Origin of the sequence: Cobetia sp. QF-1, from assembly GCF_002213105.1 — a bacterium.
GTDB lineage: Bacteria > Pseudomonadota > Gammaproteobacteria > Pseudomonadales > Halomonadaceae > Cobetia > Cobetia crustatorum.
Genome location: NZ_NBVS01000002.1, coordinates 362,461 through 388,141 on the forward strand (window position 1 = coordinate 362,461; position 25,681 = coordinate 388,141).

Sequence of the window (25,681 nt, forward strand, 5' to 3'; positions counted from 1 at the left end):
TGGCTACCCAACAGGCTAGTCTCACACTGAGTACTTTTTATCTTCTTGCAAGGAGGCTGCCATGGCCAGCATGCAGCATTACGCGTTCTTGATTCTGGTCGAGAGTAGTGGCAATACCTCCCTGAATAGTCAGGGCAGCGGTGTAGTGCGCCTGTCAGTGGCTACGCTGAGTTCACTCAGGGCCGCTGAGCGGCTGGTCAGCGAGCTAGTCGCACAGGGCGTGAATCAGATTGAGTTGTCCAGCAGCTTCGGTGAGGCGGGGGAAAAGTTGGTCAAGACAGTTGTCGCTGACAGTGGCGCCGAACATCTGGTGAGTGTCGGGCGCGTGCGATTTGCATAATATCGACGCTTTGATGGCCACCGACAGCACCTTATGAGGCACGGTGATGTGAATTGCGTCAGAGCGTAAATTATTCATCTATCTTGAGTGTGTGCGAGCTGGTGTGCTTGTTGAGTATCTCGATGAGTATGTGTCTATATATCGTGTTATTCCAATCTCGAATGATGACTTGGGACCGGAACAACTGCCATAATTCGAAGATGAAAATAATGATAATGATCGCCAACCCTAGCCACGATTCAAGGTAGAATAGAAGATACAGACCAAGACACATGGCTAATATGTCAAACACGCCACGCTGCCATTTCCCTAGATAGAAATGATGCAGCCCCAGCACTGCACTCCAGCTAAGTACTGCGTAGGTATCGGGATCCTTGAGGCGCTCTTTGGCCTTTGAGTAGAATTCCTTCCGCTGCTCGCTATCAAGCTGATTGATTTCACTGCGTAGGCGTTCTTCTTCCAGTGATACCGCTGCCTTGTTGAGCAAAGGGCTATTCCTCGGGTACAGGATCTTGGTGTTTACAGGCAATATCTCTTTGGTTACAGCACTTTATTCTATTGAACCCCATCTTGATGCCCGCCCAGACCCCAAATCTTTCAATGGCTTGATATGTGTAAAGTGAGCACGTGGGTTCGAAATTACATTCAATTCCGAACCACCGCTTGCTGCCGCCTGTCGTGCGATAACGCTGTATTAAAAAGAGTATCAATTTTTTCAAACGATCAACGACCAAAAGTAATAACGATAGCTTCGCGTGTCCAGAACAACCAGAAACGCTTTTTCTCGACGAGTTGGAAAACGACATTCCAGCCATCCGCAGCTTGCAAATTAAGCTCCGCTTCCAGCCGCTTCAGTGGAATACCCGAAGCTCCTAAAATAACGGTGCCACAACCGCCTTCTGCAATATGCGACACTTTATATTCTGTGTATTTTGAATTCATTATTCTATTTCTCATTGGCAATAAATATTGGCCGAGGATTGAATCACTTTCCTGAAATATACACAAGACTCATTGTCGTCAGGCATGAAAGCATCCTGCACTCCTATCACTCGGTTTCAATCGCTGTGCGAATTATTGAGTGAAATGTTGTGAGTTCAAGCCGAATAGAGGCAAGTGACAGTAAAAGGAGGAGAGAGGAGGCCATGAAAACGCTTGGCATGAATTCTGAGAAAGCCCTTTTGCAACATGCGGTTGCAAAAATGCGTGACCAAAGTCGGGGCCCGTCGTTGGTCTAAGCTGACTTGTTGTCATGTCAGACATGAGCTATTCCTTGACGGACAAGAGCGCGCTGAAGCGAAGTTCTCGAGAATCAAAGACCTTGAGAACAAAGACCTTGAGAGCAAAGTCCTTGAGAGTAAAAACCTCGAGGGTAAGGACCACTTCAAACAACAATCGCGCCACGCCATCAAGGGATGCCACACCATGACCTCTTCTCGCTCGGACGCCAGTCGTCCGCATTCGACGGAGTCGCCGACAGCCACGCGCATCGATGTTGCCGAGTGGCTGGCTCAGGCCATCTTTGAGAACCGCTACCCGCCTGGCAGCCTGATCCCCCGTGAGCTTGATCTCTGCGATCAACATGCTCAGAGCCGTGCCACGGTGCGCACCGCCATCCAGAGCCTCGTCAACGCCGGTATTCTCACTCGCACGACGGGGCAGGGGACACGAGTCAATCCACTTAGTGAGTGGCACCTTCTTGATCCGCGCGTGACGGGGTGGATGACACGCTACGCAATGCCGCACCCGCAGCTGGCACGCGATATCTATGCTTTTCGTGTCTCCATCGAACCGTTTGTCGCCGCACTGGCCGCAACGGAAGCGACCGCTCAAGACCTCTCGGCCATCGAGCAGGCCTATAACGGCATGGCTGCTGCCGTCAGCGGTGGCAGTGCGATGGCCGAATTCGATACCGCCGACATCGCCTTTCATGACGCCATCTTCGCCGCGACGCACAACGTCATCTGGGCGCAGCTGGGTCATGTGCTCAAACCGTCCATCAGCCTGCTGGTCGCTACCTCCAATCACAATGCTTCGGAATTGGGCGATAGCCTCGGCCGTCACCGGGCGGTGATGGAGGCGATTCGCTTACGCCAGCCTGAAGCTGCACACGCCGCGACACTGAGTGTGCTGGACCGTACTGCACGTGATTTGGGGTTGGCATCGCCCGAGAGCATCACTAATCCAGGGCGCGCCCAGGAGCCGCTTGAGCTACTGCGCCGCTTCGGTCAGTTGCCCAGTCTGTCAGCCCCGCTAGGCTGAATCTCTGTGCGAGCTTGAATCTGAACCTGCATATCTAACACCCAAACAGCACTCCAAAATGCTACGTCATAACAACAAGCCAGGAGCTTCACCATGCCGCTTTCCATCGCCATGCCGTCACGTTTCTCTCTCAACACGCTAATGTTGTCGACCGCTGTAGCAGCCACTCTGATGGCGTCGCCAAGTTGGGCCGCTGAGTATGAGTGGACCTTCCAGACCTCCGAAACCGCGGGTGAACCGCAGTTTGAGGTCAAGAAGGCCTGGGCCGACAACATCAAGACCATGTCAGATGGCCGCATCGCCATCGAGATATTGCCGGTCAATGCCGTAGTGCAAGCCAATCAGACGCTGGATGCGGTCAGCTCCGGTATTTTGCAGGGCCACCTGACTGATCCATCCTACTTCTCTGGACAAAATCCGGCCTTTGGCATGTTGGGCAATCTGGTCGGTGCCTGGGGCGATCCGCTTGAGTATCTCGAGTATATGCAGCATGGCGGTGGCGAGGAGCTCTACAACGAGCTGGTCGAGCCTTACGGCGTGCATCTGATCGGCGCGGGCGCGACCGGCCTTGAGTCGTTTGTCTCCAAGCGTCCGATTCGTACTGTCGATGATCTCAAGGGTCTCAAGGTGCGCGCGCCAGAAGGCATGGTCTACAACATCTTCCAGAAGGCGGGTGCCGCACCCGTCAATCTGCCGGGTTCTGAGGTCTATACCGGGCTTGAGAAGGGCGTGATCGATGCGGCTGATTACACCGTCTTTGCGACCAACGATGATCAGGGCCTGCACAGCTTCGCCAAGTATCCGTCTTACCCGGGCTTCCACTCGCTTCCGATGGTGGCGGTGTCGATGAACAAGGGAATCTGGGACGGCCTACCGGCGGATCTCAAGGCGATCATGGAAACGGCCACCGACTCGATGGCCTACGACATGGTCTTCACGCTCAAGGCGCGTGATCTCAAGGCTGTCAGTGCGGCACGTGCCAATCCGGATGTCGAAGTCATCGACATGGCACCGGAAGAGCGCGCCAAGTTCCGTCGTATCGCTCAGCAAGAGTGGAAGGTGTGGGCCGAGAAGAACGAGCTGACCGGCAAGGTCTACGAATCCGTGGTCAGCTTCTTGACCGAGCGCAATCTGATGTAAGCCTGCCCTATGCGCTCCCCTCTGTATTTCAAGGCGCAGCAATGACGACCGGTGTGCTCTGAGGGCACGCCGGTCGTCGTTCACAAGACGTCGGTAATCACTGCAGTGAGTCAGCAAGGAATTCGATATGGCAGAACATGATGTGGCGTCACCCGGCTTGCCGGAAGCGTCAGACGACCACGATCCCGATCTCGGTACCCGCACGCCGCTTGATCGCTGGGTCGGCAAGGGCACACGTGCCGCGGCATGGATAGTGCTGCTGGCGATGGGGATCAGTGTTTTCGAGGTCGTGATGCGCTATGGCCTGGATTCGCCGACTTCGTGGGTCCACGAGACGGTGATCTTCCTGGTCGCGACCAGCTTCGCGCTCGGCGGGCCTGCCGCATTGGCCAACAACCGCCACATTCGTGTGCGCGTGTTGTACGACATGGTGGGCGAGCGCTTCCGTCAGTGGCTAGATCGCTTCAACGACATCATGACACTCGTGTTCTGTGTGGCGATGAGCTACGCGGCGTGGGTCATGTTCTGGCGTGCATCGCACAGCCCGCTGGGCGCGTGGCAACTGGAGCGCTCCGGCACTTCATGGAATCCGCCCTTTCCGGCGATGACCAAGGGCGTGATCCTGTTTGCGCTAGCGGTGATGACGTTGCAGGCGCTGTGGCATCTCTATCAGACCTTCTTCCCGCGTTCGGACTCGCACAGCGATGTTCGCATTGATGAGGAGAAGCGCTGATGGATATCGCAACGGCTACGATGCTGCTGGTAGGCGCGATCTTCGCGCTGCTGGTTACCGGCCTTCCACTGGCGTTCGTCACCGGTCTGGTGGCGCTGGGCTATACCTTTGGCTGGTTCGGACCGATGGCACTGCCGCTGGTCACCAGTCGTGTCTACGGCTTCATCACTGAGTACTCGCTGGTCGCGGTGCCGATGTTCGTGCTGATGGCGTCGCTGCTTGATCGTTCCGGCATCGCCAAGGACCTGTTCAATGCCATGCGCGTGATGGCCGGACGTCTGCCGGGTGGCGTGGCGATCCAGACCATCGTGGTGGCGTTCTTCCTGGCTGCGATGTCCGGCATCATCGGCGGCGAGATCGTGCTGCTGGGGATTCTGGCGCTGCCGCAGATGCTCCGGCTCGGCTATGACAAGCACATCGCCATCGGCGTGGTGTGTGCCGGTGGTTCACTGGGCACCATGATGCCGCCCTCCATCGTGCTGATCATCTATGGCCTGATCGCCAACCAGTCGATTGCCGATCTGTTCACCGCCGCGATCACCCCGGCTATTGTGCTGATGGCAAGCTATATCCTCTATGTGCTGATCCGCTGCCTGCGCAATCCCGCGCTGGGGCCGGTGATGCCCGAGGAGGAGCGGCGTGCCAGCTTCCAGAGCAAGCGTGAGCTGCTCAAGGCCGTCGGCGTGCCGGCGATCATCGCGGGACTGGTGCTGGGCTCCATCTATGGCGGAGTGGCCTCGGTGACGGAGGCGGCGGCGATGGGCAGCTTCGGCGTGCTGGTGGCGGTGATGCTGCGTGGTGAATTCTCCATCACGCTGATGCAGCGTGCGCTGTCCCAGACCATGAACACCTGCGGCATGATCATCTGGATCGGTATCGGGGCGGCGGCACTGGTCGGGGTCTACAACCTGATGGGGGGCAATCGCTTCGTGTCGAGCATGATTCTCGGCCTCGATATTCCGCCGTTGGCGATCATCATGGTGATGATGGCGATCCTGCTGCTGCTGGGGCTGTTCCTCGACTGGATCGGCATCGCGATGCTGACCTTGCCGATCTTCGTGCCGATCATCATTCAGCTCGGTTACGACCCGGTGTGGTTCGGCGTGCTGTTTGCGGTCAATATGCAGGTGTCCTTCCTGTCGCCTCCCTTCGGGCCTGCCGCCTTCTATCTCAAAGGTGTGGCGCCCGAAGGTATCAGCCTCAAGGATATCTTCGTATCGCTGCTGCCATTCATCGCCATTCAGCTGTGCGTGTTGGCGCTGTTGTTACTGTGGCCGCAGTTATCGCTATGGTTGGTCTAGTGCTTATTGACTGATTCAGGCTTTATTGAATAGTCAGTCTTGACTCAAAACGCCTTCGCTCTCGCGAGGGCGTTTTTGGTTGCGCTGTAATGTTGCACGGCATGAGTAATCAGTGTTTTAACGCATCACGATGGTGCGTTCAGGGCGTCATGTTCGCGCTACTGAGGATAATATAGGTGGGCTACCGTTACAGGTGCACCAGAGTGGCACATTCCCTGCAATGTTCTCGCTACGCATGTCGAAATGAGATGTGGGGTTGAGATGCAGAGGCGCCTTATAAGGAGAGCACTCATGTCCGAGGTACAACCGCCCTTGCTGTTGCTGACCGATCTGGATGGCTCATTGCTGGATCATCACGATTACTCGCCTGGCCCAGCGCGTGCCTGGCTGACACGTCTGCGCGCTCGCGGGGCTTGGGTAGTGCCGAACACCTCGAAGACCGCAGCAGAGCTCGCGCCGTTGATGAAGTCTCTGGGGCTTGCCGGTCAGCCGTGGATTGCAGAAAACGGTGGTGTGGTGGCATTGCCCGCACATTGGCTTGCCGCCTATCCCCTGCAAGAGGCCAGTGCACCGGACGAGCATGGTCTGTGCCGTGTGGCCGTGGCGACGCCACGCAACACGATTCTGGAAGTGCTTGAGACGCTGGCGACGGAATTTTCCTTCGAAGGCTTTGCTGCCATGAGTGTCGAACGCATCTGTGCGCTGACGGGGCTGGCACCAGAAGAGGGGGCTCTGGCTGCATGTCGCGATGCCAGCGAGCCGCTGGTCTGGAACGACACTCCTGAGCGGCTAGAGGCTTTCAAGGCGCGTCTGACGGCCAATGATCTTCGTCTGACGCGTGGCGGCCGTTTTCATCATGTCACTGGCCTGACAGACAAGGGCGTTGCAGCCCGCTATTTGATTGCCCGCTATCGGCTGTGTGAGCGCACCCGCCCGTGGACGCTGGGATTTGGCGATGGTGCCAATGACTTGCCGCTGTTGGCGGCGGTGGATAACGGCGTGTTGATTCCGGGCGTTGGCGATACCTCGCAGCGTGACTGCGAGCTGGCAGCTTTTCCCGGACTGGAAGATGAGCGGCGTTGCTACCGCGCGAGCGCCCCGGGGCCTGCGGGATGGGTCGAAGGGCTGTCTCACTGGTTAGCGAATGGATTCACGCATCACGACTACGCCACGAGGAGCTGACATGAGCGATTTCTATCAGAACGGCATCATCACCAACTTCCATAACTTGACCGATCGGCCGGTAGAGGACCTCGAGGCAGACCTGATGCGCTTCTCGCGCAAGCGACCGATGAGCCTCATCCTGCCGTCGCTTTACTCCGAGCTCGAAGGGCCGGCGCTCAAGCATATCGTCGATGAGCTGGCCAAGGTGCCTTATCTCAGCGAGATCGTGATCGGGCTGGACCGCGCCGACCGTGACCAGTTTGAACATGCCAAGGAATTCTTCTCACATCTGCCACAGCATCACCGTATCCTGTGGAATGACGGTCCGCGTTTGCGCGCGCTCGATGACGAGCTGGCCGAGCATGGCTTGGCGCCGATGGAACCCGGCAAGGGACGCAATGTCTGGTACTGCTCTGGTTATGTACAGTCCTCCGGTATTGCCGAGGCGGTGGCATTGCACGATTGTGACATCGTGACCTATGACCGCAGCCTGCTGGCGCGCCTCATCTATCCGGTCGCACATCCACAGTTCCACTATGAATTCTGCAAGGGCTATTACTCGCGCATCGCCCAGGGCAAGCTGAATGGCCGTGTGGCACGCCTGATGGTGACGCCGCTGATTCGTGCGCTCAAGAAGGTCTATGGGCCGCTACCCTATCTCGATTATCTCGACAGCTATCGCTATCCGCTGTCGGGTGAGTTCTCGATGCGTACCGATGTGCTGGCGGATATCCGCATCCCCAGCGATTGGGGGCTGGAGATCGGTGTGCTCTCGGAAGTGCATCGCAATTACTCCACCAAGCGCCTGTGTCAGGTCGATATCGCTGATGCCTATGACCACAAGCACCAGCCATTGTCGGAGGAGGACGCCCTCGGCGGCCTCAATCGCATGAGCCTCGATATCGCCAAGGCGATGTATCGCAAGCTGGCGACGTTGGGGGTCGAGATTCATGGCGAAACCTTCCGCACCATCAAGGCGACCTACTACCGCATCGCGCTGGATCTTATCGAGACCTACTACAACGATGCGCTGATGAATGGGCTGACGGTCGATCGTCACAGTGAAGAGGCGGCTGTGGAGCTATTCGCTGGCAATATCATGGATGCCGGGGCTGCCTTCCTCGAGAATCCACGCGACAAGCCGTTTATCCCCAGCTGGAACCGCGTGCAGGCTGCCGTGCCGGATTTGCTCGAGCGTATGCACGAGGCAGTCGAACTGGATAATCAGTAAGCGACTCGGCATGAGATGAAGATATGCGGCAAGGCGTCATGTGATAAGCATGAGTTCATGGCGGTATGAAAAAGGGCTGCCATTGGCAGCCCTTTTTTCGTGGATATCAGGCCACGTTTTTATCGATGTCAGGAGTCTGTTCGTGAGTGTCAGACGACTTCAATGGCGGGTGCGCGTACGGTTTGCTCCATCAACCAGGCAGCCTGATAGGGACGTCGTGCCATGTCGGGGTCAAAGGCCTTGTCATGGCAGAGGTGGTCGGTCAGCGACATGTTCTGCCAATGCTCCGGCACTGGCAACACGCGCGGTTGATCGGTCACATTGAGGGCGAACAGCAAACGACGGCCTTCATGGTTGACGCGTTCGAAGACAAAAAAGTCTGGCCCCATGTCGAAGACGTGTTGCTGGGCATCCGGGTGGAAGCAGGGTTCTTCACGGCGCAGTTCCATGCGGCGCTTCAAGGCATGGAAGACTTCGTGCGTTGCAGTATTGGGGCTGGCAAGGAGTGCCTCCAGCTCATCACGATGCCACTTGCGGCGGTTGATGGCGCGCAGATGACCGTCGCGCTCGACGCCTTCCTGGTGATTGGGGGTCGCCGTCAATGAGTGGATATAGAGCCCCGGGATACCTTGCAGGCTCAGCATCAGTGTCTGGCTGGCGATGAAGCGTTCGATCTGCCACGGATCACGTCCACGACGCGTGCCCTTGAGAGCATCGAAGTAGCTGATGTTGAGCTCGTAGGGTGTGTCGGGGTGGCCCGGATTGGCACGCATGCTGACGTAGCCGCCGAAGTCATGCACCAGTCGCACCAGCGTGTCGCGTTCGTGGTCTGGCAATAGTCCTTCCAAGGCACGAACTCCGATACCGTCATGGCTGGCAGTGAAGTTGAAGTAGCTGCAGCCTGCTGGCAGTGTCGGCAGGCTGTTGGCCCAGGCGGTCAGAGCGCTGGCATCACCCGAGGTGAGGGTGTGCAGCGTCAGTGGCGGTAACGTGAACTGGTAGATCAGGTGGGCTTCATCCGCCTGTGCAACAGACTTGCCACCCTCTTGTTCTGCCTCTACAAGGCGGTCCAGGCCGAAGTAGGACATGTTTTCGGTGTGCGGCACGTTGGTCTCGGTGATCAACAGGCTACCAGGCGCGAGGTGATCGACGATGGCGCGTAGCAGACGCACCACGGCGTGAGTCTCTTCCAGATGAATGCACGAGGTGCCGAGGCGCTTCCATAGGAAAGCCACCGCATCAAGTCGGATCATGCGCGCGCCCTGCTCAAGGTAGTAAAGCAGGATGCCGATGAATTCCAGCAGCACATCCGGATTGCCAAAGTTGAGATCGATCTGGTCATCCGAGAAGGTCGCCCACAGATGGCGCAGGCCGCGCCGAGTATGCACCGGTGTAAGCAGCGCAGAAGGGCGTGGGCGCACGACTGCCGAGATATCGGTCTCGGGGTCCATCTCGATGAAATAGTCACGACCAGGCTGTACACCGGCCAGATAATCGGCAAACCACAATGATTCACGAGAACAGTGGTTGATGACGAGGTCAGCCATCAGATCACGCTGCTCACTCAGGCGGCGGATGTCCTGCCAACCTCCCAGCGCTGGATTGACCTCGCGGTAGTGCACCACGCTGAAGCCATCGTCACTGCTCCACGGGAAGAAGGGCAGTACGTGAGCGCCGGACAAGCATTCGCCCAAATGGCTGGCGAGAAAGTCGTTGAGGGTGGCCAGTGGCGCTTCATCAGGTTGCTGCAGGCTGTCGCCGTAGGTAATCAGCCACTGATCGCGCTCGCTCCAGAGTACTTCTCCGGCAGGAATTCGAGGGGCGAGCTGCGGGCGATGGAAATCAAGCAGTGTCTCCATTCGCCGAAGCACCTCTTCGTAGCGCTCGGGATACAGCCGAGTGAGCAGTTGGCGCGCATGTTCAAGAAAGGCATCGTGTGATAGTGGCTGGCAGAGAGAATGCAGCGCAGTCGAGTGGGTGACAGGAGTATGAGTCGCAGGCGGCGCATCGGGCATAAGCAATCCTCGAAAGCATCAGGGCAGGTCACTTGACCATGCAAGACAACGGCCAGCCTGCATGTGCCGACTGGCCGTTGTTTCATGAGAAGGCTTTTACAGGGCAAGCAGAACAGGAGGAGCAGCCATCAGGCTGTCAGCAACTATTTGCGAATTACCCGATATAGAATCAGCAGGATGATGGCACCAGCCACGGCGATGATGAAGCTGGCCAGATTGAACCCCGTCACCTGTCCAAACCCCATCTGGGTACCGATCCAGCCACCAATGACAGCACCCAGAATACCTATGATGCTGGTCACGATAATGCCACCGGGGTCTTTGCCGGGCATGATCACCTTGGCGATGATGCCGGCGATAAGTCCAAATATGATCCAGGCAATGATTCCCATGTCGCGTCTCCTTGCGTCATTCGTGAGTATCGTGGTCGTGAAGGTCTTTCACGCTGAAGGCGATCGCCCTTGTGAGACCCTGTCGCCAGCTATCCAATCTTTAGATCAGACAGGCGAATTTCAAGTTCGCTCTCCAAGGCTAGCGCAGAAGTGATCTCACCGACATAGGCTCCCGTGCAAGCGTCTTAGCGGTTACAATAGTCGTCATTCCATGTTCTCTCGGCATCGCTGTCTTTTGTCCATTGTCTTTTTGTCCCTCGGTACAGGACGCAGCCGCCTCGCACCCAAGCAGGCCCCTTACAATGCACTGTCCCTTCTGTGGAACTCATGAAACCAAGGTCACGGATTCACGACTGGTGGTCGAAGGTGATCAGGTGCGCAGGCGTCGGCAGTGTGCAGCCTGTGGTGAGCGTTTCACGACCTATGAGACGGCCGAGTTGGTCATGCCTCGGGTGGTGAAGGGCGATGGTTCACGGGAGAGCTTTGATGAGCACAAATTGCGCGCCGGCATGTTGCGGGCTCTTGAAAAGCGTCCGGTGTCGTCGGAGCTTATCGAGGCAGCCGTCGAGCGTATTCGCCAGCGCCTGCGCGCGACTGGCGAGCGTGAGATAGAAGCACGCCGTATCGGTGATGAGGTCATGCAGCAGCTCAAGCGCCTTGATCAAGTGGCTTATATCCGCTTTGCCTCCGTCTATCGCCGTTTTCAGGATCTCGATGAGTTTCGCGCCGAGATTGATCGTCTTGCTCAGGAGCCAAGCTTTTTGCCTGGCGAAGAGGATCAGTCCTGATGCTGAATCGCGGCTGAATATTCAGTTTTAAGGTCGGTCTTGAGAGCCAGTTTTGAAGGGCGACATTCACTAGTACGGCCGCACCGGTGGCCTTTACTGACCTCGTTCATGTCTCCAAGGATTTGCATGTCTATCGAATCCCGCGATATCGCCCATATGTCGCACGCTTTACGTCTTGCGCGGTTAGGTAGCTACACGACTCACCCGAATCCGCGCGTCGGTTGCGTGCTGGTGGATTCAGATACGGATAGCGTCATCGCGACCGGCTTTCATGCGCGCGCCGGGGAAGGGCATGCTGAAGTCAATGCACTGGCGGCGGCCGGTGAGCGAGCGTTGGGATCAGTGGCCTATGTCACGCTGGAACCCTGTTCGCACACAGGACGCACTGGCCCCTGTGCCAAGGCCTTGATCGCAGCAGGCGTTTCACGCGTCGTGATCGCCATGCGCGATCCGAATCCGCAGGTGGCGGGGCGAGGCATTGCGCTGCTTGAAGGTGGCGGTATCGCTGTGACGGTTGGCGTGCTGGAGACAGAAGCGCGCGCGCTCAATCCCGGTTTCCTATCACGCATGGAGCGAGGTCGTCCTTTCGTGCGTCTCAAACAGGCCATGAGCTTGGATGGACGCACCGCGATGGCCTCTGGCGAATCCCAATGGATTACCGGCCCTGAAGCGCGTAGTGCCGTCCAGCGACTTCGCGCTCGCTCCAGTGTCGTCATGAGTGGCATTGAGTCAGTCATCTTCGATGATTCGCGTCTCAGCGTGCGTGCTGATCAGCTCAGTCTTGAGGATCATCCGCTGGGCATCGAGGCACTGGTCGCTCATCAGCCGCTGCGTGTGGTGGTGGATTCGCGTCTGCGCCTGCCGCTGGCGGCGCGCATTCTTGAACAGACGGGCAGGACGCTGCTGGTCTGTGTCGCAGATGAGACTCCGGCGCTTCAGGAGCGGCGTACACTGTTGGAAGCTGCAGGTGCCGAAGTACTGGCGCTGCCCGCTGGGCAGGATGGACGCGTGGATCTTCCCGCACTGATGGCATATCTGGCAGAACATGAGCAAGCCAATGAAGTGCTACTGGAAACCGGTGCAGTGCTGGCCGGTGCCATGCTGAGTGCAGGGCTGGTCGATGAGATGCAGCTGTTCATGGCGCCGACCCTGTTGGGCGGTGATGCCCGTCCGCTATTGGCGTTGCCCGGCTTGGACAACATGGCTAACCAGCGTCGCCTTGAGATTCGTGAGATTCGTGCGATAGGTCGCGACTGGCGTATCACGGCGATTCCTGTTGCCTCGTCATCCGCTGAGATGGCTGACGAAACATTGGACTCCATGCGAGAACAGAGCGCTGATCAGTTGAAGATTGGTGACATGATAAACGAGTGATTTTGTCAGCCTACGCATGCACTTGCCGCTGTCTGGCGACAGTGGCGTCGCGGGGTGCTGGCGCAAAACGGGGTGGCGGGGTACCCTGACGCCCGACTTTTTGATAACACGCGTGGGCCTTCCAAGGGCCGGCGCGGCCCGTAAAGTGGAGCAAGCATGGCGCTATCAGGCATCGCAGCACTCGTCGAGGATATCCGGCACGGCAAGATGGTCATCCTCATGGATGATGAGGATCGTGAGAACGAAGGTGACATCATTGTCGCCGCCGAGGCCGTGACTGCTGAGCACATCAACTTCATGGCTCGCCATGCACGTGGTCTGATTTGCATGCCGATGTCGCGTGAACACTGCGAGCAGCTCAAGCTGCCGCTGATGGTGCAGGCCAACGGGTCTGGTTTTGGCACCAAGTTCACGCTGTCCATCGAGGCCACTGAGGGCGTGACCACGGGTATTTCGGCCGCTGATCGCGCTCGCACCGTACAGGCTGCTGCCGCACGTAACGCGCGTCCCGCGGATATCGTGCAGCCGGGACATATCTTCCCGTTGATGGCAGAGCCGGGTGGCGTTCTGCGTCGCGCAGGCCACACTGAAGCTGCGTGTGATCTGGCTGAGATGGCGGGTTTTGGGCCGACGGGCGTTATCTGCGAGGTCATGAACGATGACGGCAGCATGGCACGTCGTGAAGAACTCGAACTGTTCGCCGTGCAGCACGACATCAAGGTCGGCACGATCGCCGATCTGATCGAGTACCGCATCCATAACGAGCAGACCGTGGAAGTGCAGGATAGCGAGGAGGTCGAGACGGCCTTTGGTCCGCTGACACTGCATTGCTTCAGTGATCGCATTCAGGGCCGTCACCACCTGGCACTGGTCAAGGGTACGCCGACCGCTGATGCACTGACCACCGTGCGCGTTCATGTGCAGGACCCGATGCGTGACCTGCTGACACTGCGTCAGCCGGGCAGCAGTAGCTGGGCGCTCAATGATGCGTTGAGTGAAGTCGCCGCCGCTGATGCTGGCGTGCTGGTCCTACTGGATACCGGCAGCGACCAGATGGATTACAAGGATCGTCTCGACGTCTTCCTCGGAAGATGCCGTGCGCCGCGCACCAACGAATCCGATGGTGCGGGCAACTATCTGACGACCGGTACTGGCGCTCAGATCCTTCGGGATCTTGGTGTGGGCCGGATGCGTCTGCTCAGCTCACCGTGGAAGTTCTCTGCCTTGTCCGGCTTTGGCCTTGAAGTGGTCGAGCTGGTCGGCAGTGATGATGCGGCGACTGATGCAGGTGTTGAGACCGAGGGCGCGTAAGCGCTCCGGTGACCCCCAAATGGCGGGGGTGGTAGCCTTGTTCCGGCCGTCACTCCCGGTATGAATGATATCCCCGCCCCGGTCCTCCGGGGCGCTAGCTTTGTGGACTGACCATGCAACCGATTGCTCAACTCGAAGGCACTTTCACCAATGTCGATGGCCGTTACGTCATCGTCGTCGGGCGTTTCAACCACCATGTTGTCGACAGCCTGGTGGAAGGCGCGGTCGATTCTCTGGTGCGCCACGGCGTCGATGAGGAAAACATTGATCTGATTCATGTGCCGGGTGCCTGGGAAATTCCGCTGGCCGTCAAGGCGGTGCTGGCCAAGGTCAAGCCGCATGCTGTCATTGCGCTGGGCGCCGTGATTCGTGGCGGTACGCCGCATTTTGAGTATGTGGCCGGTGAATGCAATTCCGCCATGTCGCGTTTGCAGCTCGAATTCAATACACCGGTTGCCAATGGCGTACTGACGGTCAACTCCATCGAGCAGGCCATTGAACGTGCAGGCACTAAAGCCGGCAACAAGGGTACTGAAGCTGCCATGGCCGCGATGGAAATGGTCTCGCTGCTCAAGGCTCTGGGAGGTGACGCGTGAGCGAACGTAAAGAGCGGAACGAGCGCGCGCCGTCCAAGCAGCAACAGGCACGCCGTGCCGCGCGTGAGCTGGCAGTGCAGGGCATCTACCAGTGGCAGATGACTGGCAAGAACATGACGACCATCGAGGCTGAGTTCCGTAGCCAGCAGATCGATGACGACGTTGAGCTGCATGAGAACTGGGTCGAGGTGATGCGAATCGCCGACCAGGCACTCTTCCACGAGCTGCTGCACAACGTGCCGCGCTTCCAGAAAGAACTGGATGCCAGCATCAGTCCGCTACTTGATCGCCGCCTGCAGGATCTCGACGAGATCGAGCTCGCCATTCTGCGCATTGGTGCCTATGAGCTGTCCAAGCGCATGGATGTGCCGTATCGCGTGGCGATCAATGAAGGGGTCGAACTGGCCAAGACGTTTGGTGCCACCGATGGGCACAAATACGTCAACGGTATCCTCGACAAGCTGGCAGTCAGGCTGCGCAGTGCCGAGGTTACCCAGGCTCGCCTGCGCTGACATGCCGGGTGAATTCGAGCTGATTGCCCGCTACTTCCATCGCGATCTATCCGCAGCGCCGGGTGTATTGTTGGGGCCGGGTGACGACTGTGCACTGCTCGCGCCCAGCGATGGCATGCAGCTGGCAGTCAGTGTCGATACCTCAGTGGCGGGTGTGCACTTTCCGCTAGATGCACCGGCGTCTGCCATCGGTCATCGGGCATTGGCGGTCAATCTGTCTGATCTCGCCGCCATGGGCGCCACGCCGCGTTGGGCGCTGTTGGCGCTGACACTGCCAGACGTCGATGAAGATTGGCTGCATGGATTTGCAGCCGGTTTCCACGCGCTGGCGGATCGACACGGCATTGCGCTGGTGGGTGGCGATGTCACGCGAGGGCCGCTTTCGATCACGATTACTGTGCATGGAGAGCTGCCTTTAGTGCTGAATGCTGCCAGTACCATTGATCGCGTGTCGCAGCCGATTCTACGTCGCGATGGCGCAAGTGAGGACGATCTTGTCGTCATCACGGGACAGCCGGGGCTGGCACATGCGGGACTGAAGGCATGGCAATCCGGTCAGCGTGACGTACTTGATCCTTGCCTTGCCGCCTACCTGCGTCCTGAACCGCGTATCGATGCCGGAATGGCGCTACGTGAGTTGGCGAGCGCCGCATTGGATGTCTCCGACGGCGTGATGGGGGATCTGTCACATATCTGTCGTGCGAGTCAGTTGTCGGCGGCTATCGAGTTGCATCAGCTGCCGCTGGCGCCTGAGTTGATCGCTGCACTGGGTGAGCAAGGTGCGCAGCAGGCGGTGCTCAATGGTGGCGATGACTATGAGTTGTTGCTGACGCTTCCTGAGGCCAATCTTGACGCTGCCAGAGCAGTATTGCGTGCCAGTCATCTGTCCTTGACGGTTATTGGCCGTATGCACACGACACAGGAAGAGGTTCATCGTGTGTCGTTGCTGAAGGCTGGTGTCGAGCAGATAGCGACAGGACAAAGCTGGCAGCATTTTCCGGCGAACACGACTGCGGAGGTGTCTTCATGAATCGTGCACCTGCCAGTGTATGGCGGCGGCCCGTCCACTTTCTAGCCTTCGGGTTAGGCAGCGGTACTGCACCCTTTGCGCCGGGTACCTTCGGGACACTCGCTGCGATTCCCTTTTACTGGATGATGGCCAGCCTCAGTCTATGGCCCTATCTTGCAATAGTGCTGGTGGCGTCCATTGTCGGTATCTGGATCTGTGATCGTACTTCCAAGGATCTCGGTGTCCACGATCACTCGGGTATCGTCTGGGATGAGTTTGTCGGTTACTGGATTACGATGGTGGCCGTACCGTTCTCATGGCAGGCTGCCTTGTGGGGCTTTGTCGTTTTCCGAGTCTTCGATATCTTGAAACCGTGGCCGATACGTTGGGCTGACCGACGTGTCGCCGGCGGATTCGGCATCATGCTGGATGATGTCTTCGCGGGCATCTTTGCCTGGTCGACGATGCACCTCTGGCTGTGGTTTCACTGATGACTCTGGTTTTGCCGACAGATTCATCGGCGTTGATGGCTTCATTACGCGACATATGACGCACTGCGTAGACGGTGCAATGCTTAAATAACGATACACAAGGGATAACAATGATGGGCAAGGGACTTGTAACTGCGGCAGTAGTTGTCGCGATCGGTGCTGCTGGTTATGTTGGTGGTGTGGCTTACTCCAGTCAGCGTTTTGACGAAGAAATGGCGCGCATGGTGGCGGAGCTCGACAAGAGTTCTGATATCAAGGCGAGCCGTACCGACGTTGAGAGTGGCTGGTTCGACTCTACCGGTCGCGTTGAGATGGAGCTGGCGACTGGCGCAGAGCAAGGCCCTGTGCGCATGGTACTGCCTTATGAAGCCGGTCACGGTCTGCTGTCTACCAGCATGAAGGGCAACGTCAAGCTGCTGCTGGGTAAGCCGGCGCGTGATGTGCTCTCTGATGTCGTCGGTGATGGCAAGGCGATCGCCTTTGAGGGCAGTGTCGATAACTTCAGCGGTGCCAGCGACACGACCCTGACACTACCGGCCTTTGAATGGCAGGATCCTGAGAGCGGCACGCGCTTTGATTTCAAGGGCGGCGAAATGACCGCTTCTCATGATGGTAGTGACACACCTGAGATCAAGGTGGAAGGCGAGATCACACCCTTTGACATCATGAATGATAAGGAAACGATCAGTGTCGGCACCTTGAGCCTGAATGGGCTTTATCGTGGTGCGGATAATGATTTCCGTCAGGATGACAACATTACGCTCGATACCCTGACTATCGACAATGGTATGGGTCAACCGCCAGTTGTCGCGACGGATATCAGCTACGCCGGTGAGACGCGCCTTGATCCGACGGAGCTGCGTTATCTGATGAAGCTGGCTGTCAAGGACGTGAGCGCAGGTGATCAGCAAATGGCCAGTGGCAAGTTGGCACTGTCGATTGACCGTCTGCAGGGGGCGGCTGTTTATGATCTCATCACCCAGCTGCAGGGACTGTTGGAAGAAGCTGGCAAGCCGTTTGAAGAGCTGAGTGAGAGTGAGCAGGTCGCCATGCTTGAGAAGGTTGAAGCGCCGCTGTTCACCATGCTGAGTACCTCTCCGCGCTTGACGCTTGAATCATTCGAAGCCAAGAGCCAGGTATTTGGGGTCGACATGAGTGGTGATGGCCAGCTGATCCTGGACGGAACAGACGCCACTGATTTGAGTGTTGCTGAGTTGCAGACCACACAAGGTCAGCAGGCATTCCTCAACCGCATGAGTGGGCGTTTCGAATTCCGCAATGTGCCGCCGATGCTTGCATTGATGGCAGGTCTCTCGCCGGAAGCGACTGACAAGAATGTTGTGCTGACCATTGAAGGTGACAAGCTGAGCGTCAATGGCACACCTATCTATTGAGTCTCTGCTGAGTTGGTCTTGAGGCTGCAGCAATGCTGTCGTCAGAACCTTTCAGCAAGCACGCTGTGTGATATCACGACGATGCCCGCCTCTTGGCGGGCATCGTCGTTTCCGCATCCCCAATTTATGGATGGACTTGATAAAGCATGCAGTTGGCCGCATTGCAGTCGTTAATCGCCTCAGCCGAGGCCCGGTTTCAAGAGGGTTGCATGTCACGTCACGAAAAGACTCCCGATCACGACGATATTCTCTCTGGCTTCGAAGATGATGGCCAGGCCGAGGAACATGACCAGCCGATGACTGGCGGCCTGGTGCCCAGTGGTGATCAGTTACCTGAGCGCCTCTATCTGCTGCCTATTCATAATCGTCCCTTCTTTCCCGCTCAAGTACAGCCGCTGGTCATCAACAAGCAGCGTTGGGCAGAGACCATGCAATTGGTCGGCAACACGCCGCATCACGCCGTGGGCCTCGTCTTTGTCGGCGATGTTGAAGTCGATGAGCTGGAGGTCGAAAGCTTCCCCGAAATTGGCTCGGCAGTCAGAGTGCACAAGCCTGAAGACGGCCAGGAGCAGGTACAGTTCATCGCCCAGGGATTGCGGCGTTTCCGTATCACGCGCTGGTTGTCGCGCAAGCCGCCGTATCTGGTGGAAGTGACCTATCCGCGTGAGGCGGTGGACACCGAAAGTGATGAGACACGTGCTTACGCGATGGCGATGATCAATGGCATCAAGGAATTGTTGCCGATCAATCCGCTCTACGGTGAGGAGCTCAAGCAGTATCTCAATCGCTTCAGTCCACATGAGCCGGGTCCGCTGACGGACTTCGCTGCTGCCATCACTTCCGCGAAAGGGGCGGAGCTACAAGAGGTACTGGAATCCCTACCGGTGATGGAGCGTATGCAGAAGGTGTTGCCACTGCTGCGCAAGGAGATTGAGGTCGCTCAATTACAGACCGAAATCTCTCAGCAAGTGAACGCACAGATGGAGAAGCATCAGCGTGAGTTCTTCCTGCGCGAGCAGCTCAAGGTTATCCAACGCGAATTGGGCATCTCCAAGGATGATCGCGAGAACGATGTGGATACCTTCCGCGGTCGCCTCGAGGAATTGAAGGTGCCGGAGCGGGTGCAGTCGCGAATTGACGATGAACTCGACAAACTGTCGGTGCTGGAAACCGGCTCACCGGAATATGGTACGACGCGTAACTATCTCGATTGGTTGACCTCATTGCCGTGGGGCATTACCTCGACCGATCAGTTGAACCTGGCTCATGCGCGCACGGTGCTTAACCGTGATCACGATGGCCTGGAAGATGTTAAATCGCGGATTATTGAATTTCTTGCTGAAGGAACCTTCAAGGGCGACGTTGGCGGTTCTATTCTGCTGCTGGTCGGCCCGCCCGGGGTTGGCAAGACCTCCATTGGCCGATCCATCGCTCAAGCACTGGGTCGTGAGTTCTATCGCTTCTCGGTAGGGGGGATGCGTGATGAGTCCGAGATCAAAGGCCATCGTCGCACCTATGTCGGTGCCATGCCGGGCAAGCTGGTTCAAGCACTCAAGGAAGTGAAGGTCGAGAATCCCGTGATCATGCTTGATGAGATCGACAAGCTCGGTCAGTCCTTCCAGGGCGATCCAGCTTCGGCGTTGCTTGAGGTGCTTGATTCTGAGCAGAATGTCGACTTCCTCGATCATTATCTTGATGTCCGCCTGGATCTCTCCAAGGTGCTGTTCGTGTGTACTGCCAATACGCTAGATAGCATTCCCAGCCCTTTGCTGGATCGCATGGAACAGATCCGCCTCTCGGGTTATATCGCTGAAGAGAAGGTGGCGATTGCCAAGCATCACCTGTGGCCGAAACTGCTGACCCGCGACAACATCCCCAAGAAACGCATCAATCTTTCCGACGCAGCGCTGCGTCAGGTGATTGAAGGCTACGCCCGTGAGGCGGGGGTGCGTCAGCTGGAGAAACAGTTGCACCGCATCGTGCGCAAGGCCGCCGTCAAGTTGCTTGAGGAGGAGCTGGATACCGTCAAGGTGTCGGTCAAGAATCTTGAGGAATTCCTTGGTGCTCCGATATTCCGTAAAGAAAAGGTAATGGCGGGCGAAGGGGTGGTCACTGGTCTCGCCTGGACCAGTATGGGCGGTGCCACCTTGCCTATTGAAGCGACGCGAGTGCACGGTTTGACACGAGGCCTCAAGCTGACCGGCAAGTTGGGCGAAGTGATGCAGGAATCGGCCAATATCGCCTATTCTTATGCACTGGCTAATCTGGCGGCATACGATGCTGAGCCTGGTTTCTTCAATGAATCCTTCATCCATCTGCATGTCCCTGAAGGCGCCACACCGAAGGATGGCCCGAGTGCAGGCGTGACCATGACGACTGCCTTGATGTCACTGGCGAAGCATCAAGCGCCGCGCAAGGGACTGGCCATGACAGGCGAACTGACGCTGACGGGGCAGGTGCTGCCAGTCGGAGGAATACGCGAGAAGGTGATTGCTGCACGACGTAGCGATATCTTTGAACTGATTCTGCCGCAGGCCAATCAGCGCGACTATGACGAGCTGCCGGACTATCTGAAGGAAGGCATGACCGTGCACTTCGCCGCCCGCTATGCAGATGTCGCTCGGGTAGCCTTTGATACTGGTGCTTCCACCGGAATGCGTCACTGATCGGATATGCGAAGTGTCTCTCTGACGTCTCGTAACTGCCCAGACACACAAACCCCGCCATTTGGCGGGGTTTGTGTGTCTGGGCGCGACAGGCATCATCAGCGGGAGCATGAGATGCGCCGAGCGAGGTCTCAGATGTTTAAGTGCTTCAAGCTTCAGGGCTTGCTTGGACAGCTTAGACCGGATCTAGCTGTTCCAGTATCGCGGCATCGGCGGCATTGCGGCCGACGCTGGCGATGCCGTTATCGCGACCTGATTCTGACTTATACATCTGACTGCGACCAATTTGCTGACTGTTGGCTGCCAGCAGCGTGAAGTAGAAGCGTCCGTCCTTGGCGATTTCTTTCGTGAAGCGTTTCTCTTCAATGGCATTCTTGCGCACAGATTCCACCCCGTTCAGGCAGCCACGCTTGTCGGCGTAGCCCTGGCTCTGGAGAACCTGCTCGCCGTTACCGGCCTTGAGGGCAAAGTAGAACTTGTTGTCCTTGCCACGCGTGATGACAAATTTTCCGGCCATGTGTGACTCCTGTTCCTTGTGGAATATATGGCGTCCCCGCGCCTGAAAGCATGTGCCTGCAGGAAAGAATTCGCTGTATAGAGCGTATCGCCACGACTTGATGCTGCAAGCGAGTGATTCAACGATCCTGGCCATCATTCTTGTGTTGCGTCATGAGCCACGCAGATTTCAGGTGTCATTGATGGCGCTCTCTGGTAGGCAAATAGGGGCGTAGCGTGACAGAATTGCTATCAGGTAGATCTCGCTTGGCCTTCGCGCCGCGAGTCACCACTGGACACCAGTCACTAGTGACTGACCAAAACAGAAGCCGCTCCCGTTGGGACAGTTCCTCCCTTTTCAGGAGAGCGGCCAAGCATTGACGAGGACACCATGCCAGAGTATCGCTCTCGTACTACCACCGCGGGTCGTAACATGGCCGGCGCTCGCGCCCTGTGGCGCGCCACCGGCATGAAGGATGACGACTTCCAGAAGCCGATCATCGCGGTGGCCAACTCCTTCACGCAGTTCGTACCCGGCCATGTCCATCTCAAGGACATGGGCCAGCTGGTCGCACGTGAAATCGAGAAAGCCGGCGGTGTCGCCAAGGAATTCAATACCATCGCAGTCGATGACGGTATCGCGATGGGTCACGATGGCATGCTGTATTCATTGCCATCGCGTGACCTGATCGCTGACAGCGTCGAGTACATGGTGAATGCTCACTGTGCTGATGCACTGGTGTGCATCTCCAACTGCGACAAGATCACCCCTGGGATGTTGATGGCTGCCATGCGCCTCAACGTACCGGTCATCTTCGTCTCCGGTGGCCCGATGGAAGCCGGCAAGACCAAGCTACTGGATCACGGTCTTGATCTGGTGGATGCCATGGTTATCGCGGCCGACGACAGCGTCGATGATGAAACGGTCGCCGAGATTGAGCGCAGCGCCTGCCCGACCTGTGGTAGCTGTTCGGGCATGTTCACTGCCAACTCCATGAACTGTCTGATGGAAGCACTGGGTCTGGCATTGCCGGGTAACGGTACTGTGCTTGCGACCCACTCTGACCGTCGTCGCCTGTTCGAGAATGCAGGCCACCGTATCGTTGAGCTGGCACGTCGCTATTACGAAGGTAATGAAGCGCATCTGTTGCCGCGCGCGATTGGTTCGCGGGCCGCATTCACCAATGCGATGACGCTGGATATCGCGATGGGTGGCTCCACCAACACCATTCTGCACCTGCTGGCAGCAGCGCAGGAGGCAGAGATCGACTTCACGCTGTCTGATATCGATCAGCTGTCCCACCAAGTGCCACAGATGTGCAAGGTCGCGCCCAATACGCAGAAGTACCACATTGAAGACGTTCATCGTGCCGGCGGCATCATGGGGATTCTTGGTGAGCTGGATCGTGCCGGTGTCATTGATACCTCGGTGCCGACGGTCTATGGCGATTCACTCTCTGCCGCACTCGAAGAGTGGGACATCATGCGCTCGCCTACCGATGCGGTGATCGAATTCTATCGGGCAGGTCCTGGTGGTATTCCGACCCAGACGGCCTTCTCCCAGAGTGCGCGTTGGCCGAGTCTGGATGGTGATCGTGCCAATGGTTGTATCCGTGACTATGCGCACTGCTTCTCCACCGAAGGCGGCTTGGCTGTGCTTTACGGTAACATCGCGCTGGATGGTTGTGTGGTGAAGACCGCCGGTGTCGATGACTCGATTCTGGTCTTCGAGGGAAGCGCCTATGTGTGTGAATCTCAGGATCAAGCGGTAGCCGACGTGCTCGCAGACAAGGTCAAGGCGGGTGATGTCGTCATCATTCGTTATGAAGGGCCGAAGGGCGGGCCGGGCATGCAGGAAATGCTCTATCCGACGTCCTACTTGAAATCCAAGGGCTTGGGCAAGGCATGTGCGCTGTTGACTGATGGCCGCTTCTCCGGTGGTACCTCTGGGCTATCCATTGGACACGCCTCGCCTGAAGCGGCAGCGGGTGGCGCGATTGGTCTGGTCGAGCATGGTGATACCATTCTTATCGACATTCCCAATCGGGCTATCAATGTGCAGCTGTCCGATGCTGATCTGCATGCTCGTCGTGAAGCGATGGACGCACGAGGCAAGGATGCCTGGAAGCCGGCGGTCAAGCGTAATCGCCGTGTCTCTGCGGCGCTCAAGGCCTATGCATTGCTGGCGACCTCTGCCGATAAAGGTGCAGTGCGCGATCTGAGCAAGCTGGACTGATTCGAGAACGCTGAATCAGCAGGGCAAGCAGCATGCATACCGACAACGGCCACCCTCAGGGGTGGCCGTTGCTGTTACTGCGAAGTCGTGAAGTCGCTACCTACCGTCACTCGCATGCTGGCTGCTGTAGTTCGTATGTCGGTTACGAGCAGCCTGATGCGAGCTATCTCAGCGCTAGTGGCTAGGCTTAGGCGGCTTCAGCCAGCAAAAGGGCTGGTTGTTCTTCGGAGTCGAGTGCTTCCAGCGCCAACTCGATGGTGAACCAGTTATCGTCCACCCAGAGTTCCAACGCCTCATTGCTCATACACATCGTCAAGTCTCCCCAAGAGTATTGGCAAACCAGTGAGTGTGATGGTGCACTGCTGATCAGCAGCAAGCATTAGTATGGCGTGTTATAGGAAGCAGCGAGGGAGGATTGCACGATGACTTGATGTCAGCGTGTAGAGATAGCGAAAGCAGGACATCACCCATGGTTATTTTTTCATGGGTGATGTCCTGCTTTTTTTCGTGTTTTCCCTGAGATCAAGTAGAGGGAGTTAGCGCTTGGTGAATGAGCGAATCAGGCTGCGAATCAATGAGCGCCCCAGCTGAGAACCTAGCGCGCGCATGACCGATTTGATCAGTGTCTCTAGCGCTCCCTGGCGTTTGCGCCCGCCAGAACTTGATGATTTGGAACGTGAGGAGTCTGAGTTCGATGGCGGGGCATGCGATGTAACGGGACCTGGCACAGTGGTCGATGCATCCGTGTAGGCTGAGTCGCTGGTAGAAGAGCCTGCTGCCTCAGGCATGGGTGAGGTCGTTGTCTTGACGGCTGCGGCCTGTGAAGTCAGGCGTGCTTCGAGGCGCTCATGAGCAGAGTCACGGTCGATCCGCTCGTCATAGCGTCCAGTCAGCGAAGAGCTGGCTAAAACCTCTGTCCGTTCGGTGTCGGTCAATGGACCTATCCGTCCGCGTGGTGGCGCGATCAACGTGCGCTCTACCTGCGTCGGTACACCCTTGTTATCCAATACTGAGACTAACGCTTCACCGACGCCCAGCTCGGTAATCACCTGTGCGGTGTCGAGTGCGGGGTTCGGACGGAAAGTGTCAGCCGCTGTCTTGACGGCTTTTTGATCACGTGGAGTAAAGGCACGCAGTGCGTGCTGGATGCGATTACCCAGCTGGCCGAGTACATCATCGGGAATATCTGCCGGTGACTGGGTCACGAAGTAGACGCCGACACCCTTGGAGCGAATCAGACGCACCGTTTGTTCGAGTCGCTCCAATAGCGCCTTGGGCGCTGCATCAAAGAGCAAATGCGCCTCATCGAAGAAGAATACTAATACTGGCTTCTCGGCATCGCCGCGTTCCGGTAGGACGCGAAATAGCGTCGACAGGAACCACAACAGGAAGGTCGTATAAAGGCGCGGGCTCTGCATCAGCTCACGTCCGTCGAGTAGATTGATGAAGCCACGCGTGTGCTCACCTTCTCCCACGGTCGCCAGCATGTCATTGATATCGAGAGCGGGCTCGGCGAAGAAACGCTCGCCGCCCTGAGTGGCCAGTACATGCACGCGTCTCAGCATGGCCCCCAGACTTTGTGGGCTGACGCGGCCATAGCGCTCCTCGAAGCTGTCGCGCTCACGCTCGATGTGCTTGAGCAGGCTGATGAGATCCTTGAGGTCGATCAGCTCGAGTCCTTCGCGTTCGGCATGATCAAATGCGAGATGCATCAATCCACCTTGCGTCTCGTTGAGCTCTAGTAGCGACGACATGAGATCCGGGCCCATGGAAGCCACGCTGGCGCGTACGGCATGGCCACTCTCGCCGTAAAGATCCCACAATCGGACGGGAGAGGCCTGTGGCTGCCAATCATTGATACCAAGACTCGCGAGTCGTTCATCGACACGAGGATGTGGTGTGCCTGCGACTGCAATTCCGGAAAGGTCGCCTTTCACATCCGCTGTGAAAACAGGCACTCCCATGCGCGAGAATCCTTCGGCTAGCACTTGCAGGGTGACTGTCTTGCCTGTGCCGGTAGCGCCTGCGACCAGGCCATGACGATTGGCGAGTCGGCCAGCAAGCGTGACGTGACCTTGCGGGCCTTGCCCTGCAAGACCACCGATAAGGACCTCATTCATGTTGCTCTCCTGCCATTTTGAGTATTGAGTCTTGCAGGGGGAAAGACCTGCTGCCGCTTTGCGTTAGTATCTTATTGTTGCAATATGTTTTTTTGGGTAAAGTAACGCAAG

At 57.4% G+C, this 25,681-nt stretch carries 26 protein-coding genes; 17 read left to right on the forward strand and 9 right to left on the reverse strand.

Translation table 11 applies throughout. From position 1 onward, the window contains the following. Positions 1-61 precede the first annotated feature (61 nt). Positions 62-340, forward strand: coding sequence for a DUF6506 family protein (locus CFN46_RS04855; protein WP_024951154.1), 279 nt, complete (start codon positions 62-64; stop codon positions 338-340). Positions 341-410: 70 nt separating this feature from the next. On the opposite strand, the gene CFN46_RS04860 is transcribed toward CFN46_RS04855, so the two are convergent. The 4 genes from CFN46_RS04860 to CFN46_RS17550 all read right to left on the reverse strand — a co-directional run bounded on the left by CFN46_RS04860 (position 411) and on the right by CFN46_RS17550 (position 1,762). Then, positions 411-827 (reverse strand): hypothetical protein, encoded by a 417-nt coding sequence (locus tag CFN46_RS04860; RefSeq protein ID WP_024951155.1) that lies wholly within the window; start codon positions 825-827, stop codon positions 411-413. A gap of 4 nt (positions 828-831) precedes the next feature. Beyond that, positions 832-1,155: a membrane protein insertion efficiency factor YidD gene (gene yidD, locus CFN46_RS17845; RefSeq protein WP_369343278.1), complete on the reverse strand. Its 324-nt coding sequence runs from the start codon at positions 1,153-1,155 to the stop codon at positions 832-834. Next, positions 1,064-1,282, reverse strand: a complete 219-nt coding sequence (locus CFN46_RS04870) for a DUF4177 domain-containing protein (RefSeq protein ID WP_024951156.1) — start codon at positions 1,280-1,282, stop codon at positions 1,064-1,066. The genes yidD and CFN46_RS04870 overlap by 92 nt, the downstream gene beginning before the upstream one ends. Before the next feature lie 324 nt (positions 1,283-1,606). Then, the gene (locus CFN46_RS17550) at positions 1,607-1,762 is read right to left on the reverse strand and encodes a hypothetical protein (RefSeq protein ID WP_176426412.1); all 156 of its coding nucleotides are present in this window, start codon (positions 1,760-1,762) and stop codon (positions 1,607-1,609) included. 3 nt (positions 1,763-1,765) lie between these two features. Between CFN46_RS17550 and CFN46_RS04875 the strand changes: the two genes are divergently transcribed. From CFN46_RS04875 to CFN46_RS04900, 6 genes are all read left to right on the forward strand, one after another. Next, positions 1,766-2,602: a FadR/GntR family transcriptional regulator gene (locus CFN46_RS04875; RefSeq protein ID WP_088742854.1), complete on the forward strand. Its 837-nt coding sequence runs from the start codon at positions 1,766-1,768 to the stop codon at positions 2,600-2,602. Between the two features lie 141 nt (positions 2,603-2,743). After that, entirely contained in the window at positions 2,744-3,742 is a 999-nt protein-coding gene (locus tag CFN46_RS04880; RefSeq protein ID WP_248623618.1) for a TRAP transporter substrate-binding protein, read from the forward strand. A gap of 127 nt (positions 3,743-3,869) precedes the next feature. Beyond that, entirely contained in the window at positions 3,870-4,475 is a 606-nt protein-coding gene (locus CFN46_RS04885; RefSeq protein ID WP_088742855.1) for a TRAP transporter small permease subunit, read from the forward strand. After that, positions 4,475-5,776: a TRAP transporter large permease subunit gene (locus CFN46_RS04890; protein WP_088742856.1), complete on the forward strand. Its 1,302-nt coding sequence runs from the start codon at positions 4,475-4,477 to the stop codon at positions 5,774-5,776. Before CFN46_RS04885 ends, CFN46_RS04890 begins: the two co-directional genes overlap by 1 nt. A 291-nt stretch (positions 5,777-6,067) precedes the next feature. After that, the gene (locus CFN46_RS04895; protein WP_176426413.1) at positions 6,068-6,958 is read left to right on the forward strand and encodes a mannosyl-3-phosphoglycerate phosphatase; all 891 of its coding nucleotides are present in this window, start codon (positions 6,068-6,070) and stop codon (positions 6,956-6,958) included. 1 nt (position 6,959) lies between these two features. Next, the gene (locus tag CFN46_RS04900; protein ID WP_024951162.1) at positions 6,960-8,171 is read left to right on the forward strand and encodes a glycosyl transferase; all 1,212 of its coding nucleotides are present in this window, start codon (positions 6,960-6,962) and stop codon (positions 8,169-8,171) included. A gap of 149 nt (positions 8,172-8,320) precedes the next feature. Here the strand turns inward: CFN46_RS04900 and CFN46_RS04905 are convergent, their stop codons facing one another. Beyond that, positions 8,321-10,186, reverse strand: coding sequence for a sugar phosphorylase (locus CFN46_RS04905; RefSeq protein ID WP_088742858.1), 1,866 nt, complete (start codon positions 10,184-10,186; stop codon positions 8,321-8,323). Between the two features lie 143 nt (positions 10,187-10,329). Beyond that, positions 10,330-10,578: a GlsB/YeaQ/YmgE family stress response membrane protein gene (locus tag CFN46_RS04910; protein WP_088742859.1), complete on the reverse strand. Its 249-nt coding sequence runs from the start codon at positions 10,576-10,578 to the stop codon at positions 10,330-10,332. 302 nt (positions 10,579-10,880) lie between these two features. On the opposite strand from CFN46_RS04910, the gene nrdR reads away from it, so the two are divergent. The 9 genes from nrdR (at position 10,881) to lon (ending at position 20,719) form a co-directional block, all read left to right on the forward strand. Further along, entirely contained in the window at positions 10,881-11,366 is a 486-nt protein-coding gene (gene nrdR / locus CFN46_RS04915) for a transcriptional regulator NrdR (protein WP_088742860.1), read from the forward strand. A gap of 126 nt (positions 11,367-11,492) precedes the next feature. Then, on the forward strand, positions 11,493-12,740 hold the full coding sequence (gene ribD / locus CFN46_RS04920; protein ID WP_088742861.1) for a bifunctional diaminohydroxyphosphoribosylaminopyrimidine deaminase/5-amino-6-(5-phosphoribosylamino)uracil reductase RibD: 1,248 nt from the start codon (positions 11,493-11,495) through the stop codon (positions 12,738-12,740). 156 nt (positions 12,741-12,896) lie between these two features. Further along, a complete protein-coding gene (gene ribBA, locus CFN46_RS04925) occupies positions 12,897-14,051 on the forward strand; it encodes a bifunctional 3,4-dihydroxy-2-butanone-4-phosphate synthase/GTP cyclohydrolase II (RefSeq protein ID WP_024951167.1) in 1,155 nt (384 codons plus the stop codon). Positions 14,052-14,164: 113 nt separating this feature from the next. Beyond that, complete coding sequence (gene ribE, locus CFN46_RS04930) at positions 14,165-14,647, forward strand: 6,7-dimethyl-8-ribityllumazine synthase (protein ID WP_024951168.1); 483 nt, start codon at positions 14,165-14,167, stop codon at positions 14,645-14,647. Then, entirely contained in the window at positions 14,644-15,159 is a 516-nt protein-coding gene (nusB, locus tag CFN46_RS04935; protein ID WP_024951169.1) for a transcription antitermination factor NusB, read from the forward strand. The genes ribE and nusB overlap by 4 nt, the downstream gene beginning before the upstream one ends. A 1-nt stretch (position 15,160) precedes the next feature. Beyond that, the gene (thiL, locus tag CFN46_RS04940) at positions 15,161-16,189 is read left to right on the forward strand and encodes a thiamine-phosphate kinase (protein WP_088742862.1); all 1,029 of its coding nucleotides are present in this window, start codon (positions 15,161-15,163) and stop codon (positions 16,187-16,189) included. Further along, on the forward strand, positions 16,186-16,659 hold the full coding sequence (locus CFN46_RS04945) for a phosphatidylglycerophosphatase A (RefSeq protein WP_024951171.1): 474 nt from the start codon (positions 16,186-16,188) through the stop codon (positions 16,657-16,659). The genes thiL and CFN46_RS04945 overlap by 4 nt, the downstream gene beginning before the upstream one ends. A 113-nt stretch (positions 16,660-16,772) precedes the next feature. Beyond that, a complete protein-coding gene (locus CFN46_RS04950; protein WP_024951172.1) occupies positions 16,773-18,053 on the forward strand; it encodes a DUF945 family protein in 1,281 nt (426 codons plus the stop codon). Positions 18,054-18,262: 209 nt separating this feature from the next. After that, positions 18,263-20,719, forward strand: coding sequence for an endopeptidase La (lon, locus tag CFN46_RS04955; protein ID WP_024951173.1), 2,457 nt, complete (start codon positions 18,263-18,265; stop codon positions 20,717-20,719). Between the two features lie 175 nt (positions 20,720-20,894). On the opposite strand, the gene CFN46_RS04960 is transcribed toward lon, so the two are convergent. Beyond that, complete coding sequence (locus CFN46_RS04960) at positions 20,895-21,236, reverse strand: YegP family protein (RefSeq protein ID WP_088742863.1); 342 nt, start codon at positions 21,234-21,236, stop codon at positions 20,895-20,897. A gap of 369 nt (positions 21,237-21,605) precedes the next feature. Between CFN46_RS04960 and ilvD the strand changes: the two genes are divergently transcribed. Continuing rightward, positions 21,606-23,450: a dihydroxy-acid dehydratase gene (ilvD, locus tag CFN46_RS04965; RefSeq protein ID WP_088742864.1), complete on the forward strand. Its 1,845-nt coding sequence runs from the start codon at positions 21,606-21,608 to the stop codon at positions 23,448-23,450. 187 nt (positions 23,451-23,637) lie between these two features. Here the strand turns inward: ilvD and CFN46_RS17710 are convergent, their stop codons facing one another. Together CFN46_RS17710 and CFN46_RS04970 are read right to left on the reverse strand one after the other, a co-directional pair. Further along, the gene (locus tag CFN46_RS17710; RefSeq protein ID WP_254918411.1) at positions 23,638-23,760 is read right to left on the reverse strand and encodes a hypothetical protein; all 123 of its coding nucleotides are present in this window, start codon (positions 23,758-23,760) and stop codon (positions 23,638-23,640) included. 226 nt (positions 23,761-23,986) lie between these two features. Continuing rightward, entirely contained in the window at positions 23,987-25,570 is a 1,584-nt protein-coding gene (locus CFN46_RS04970; protein ID WP_088742865.1) for a helicase HerA-like domain-containing protein, read from the reverse strand. Positions 25,571-25,681 lie beyond the last annotated feature (111 nt).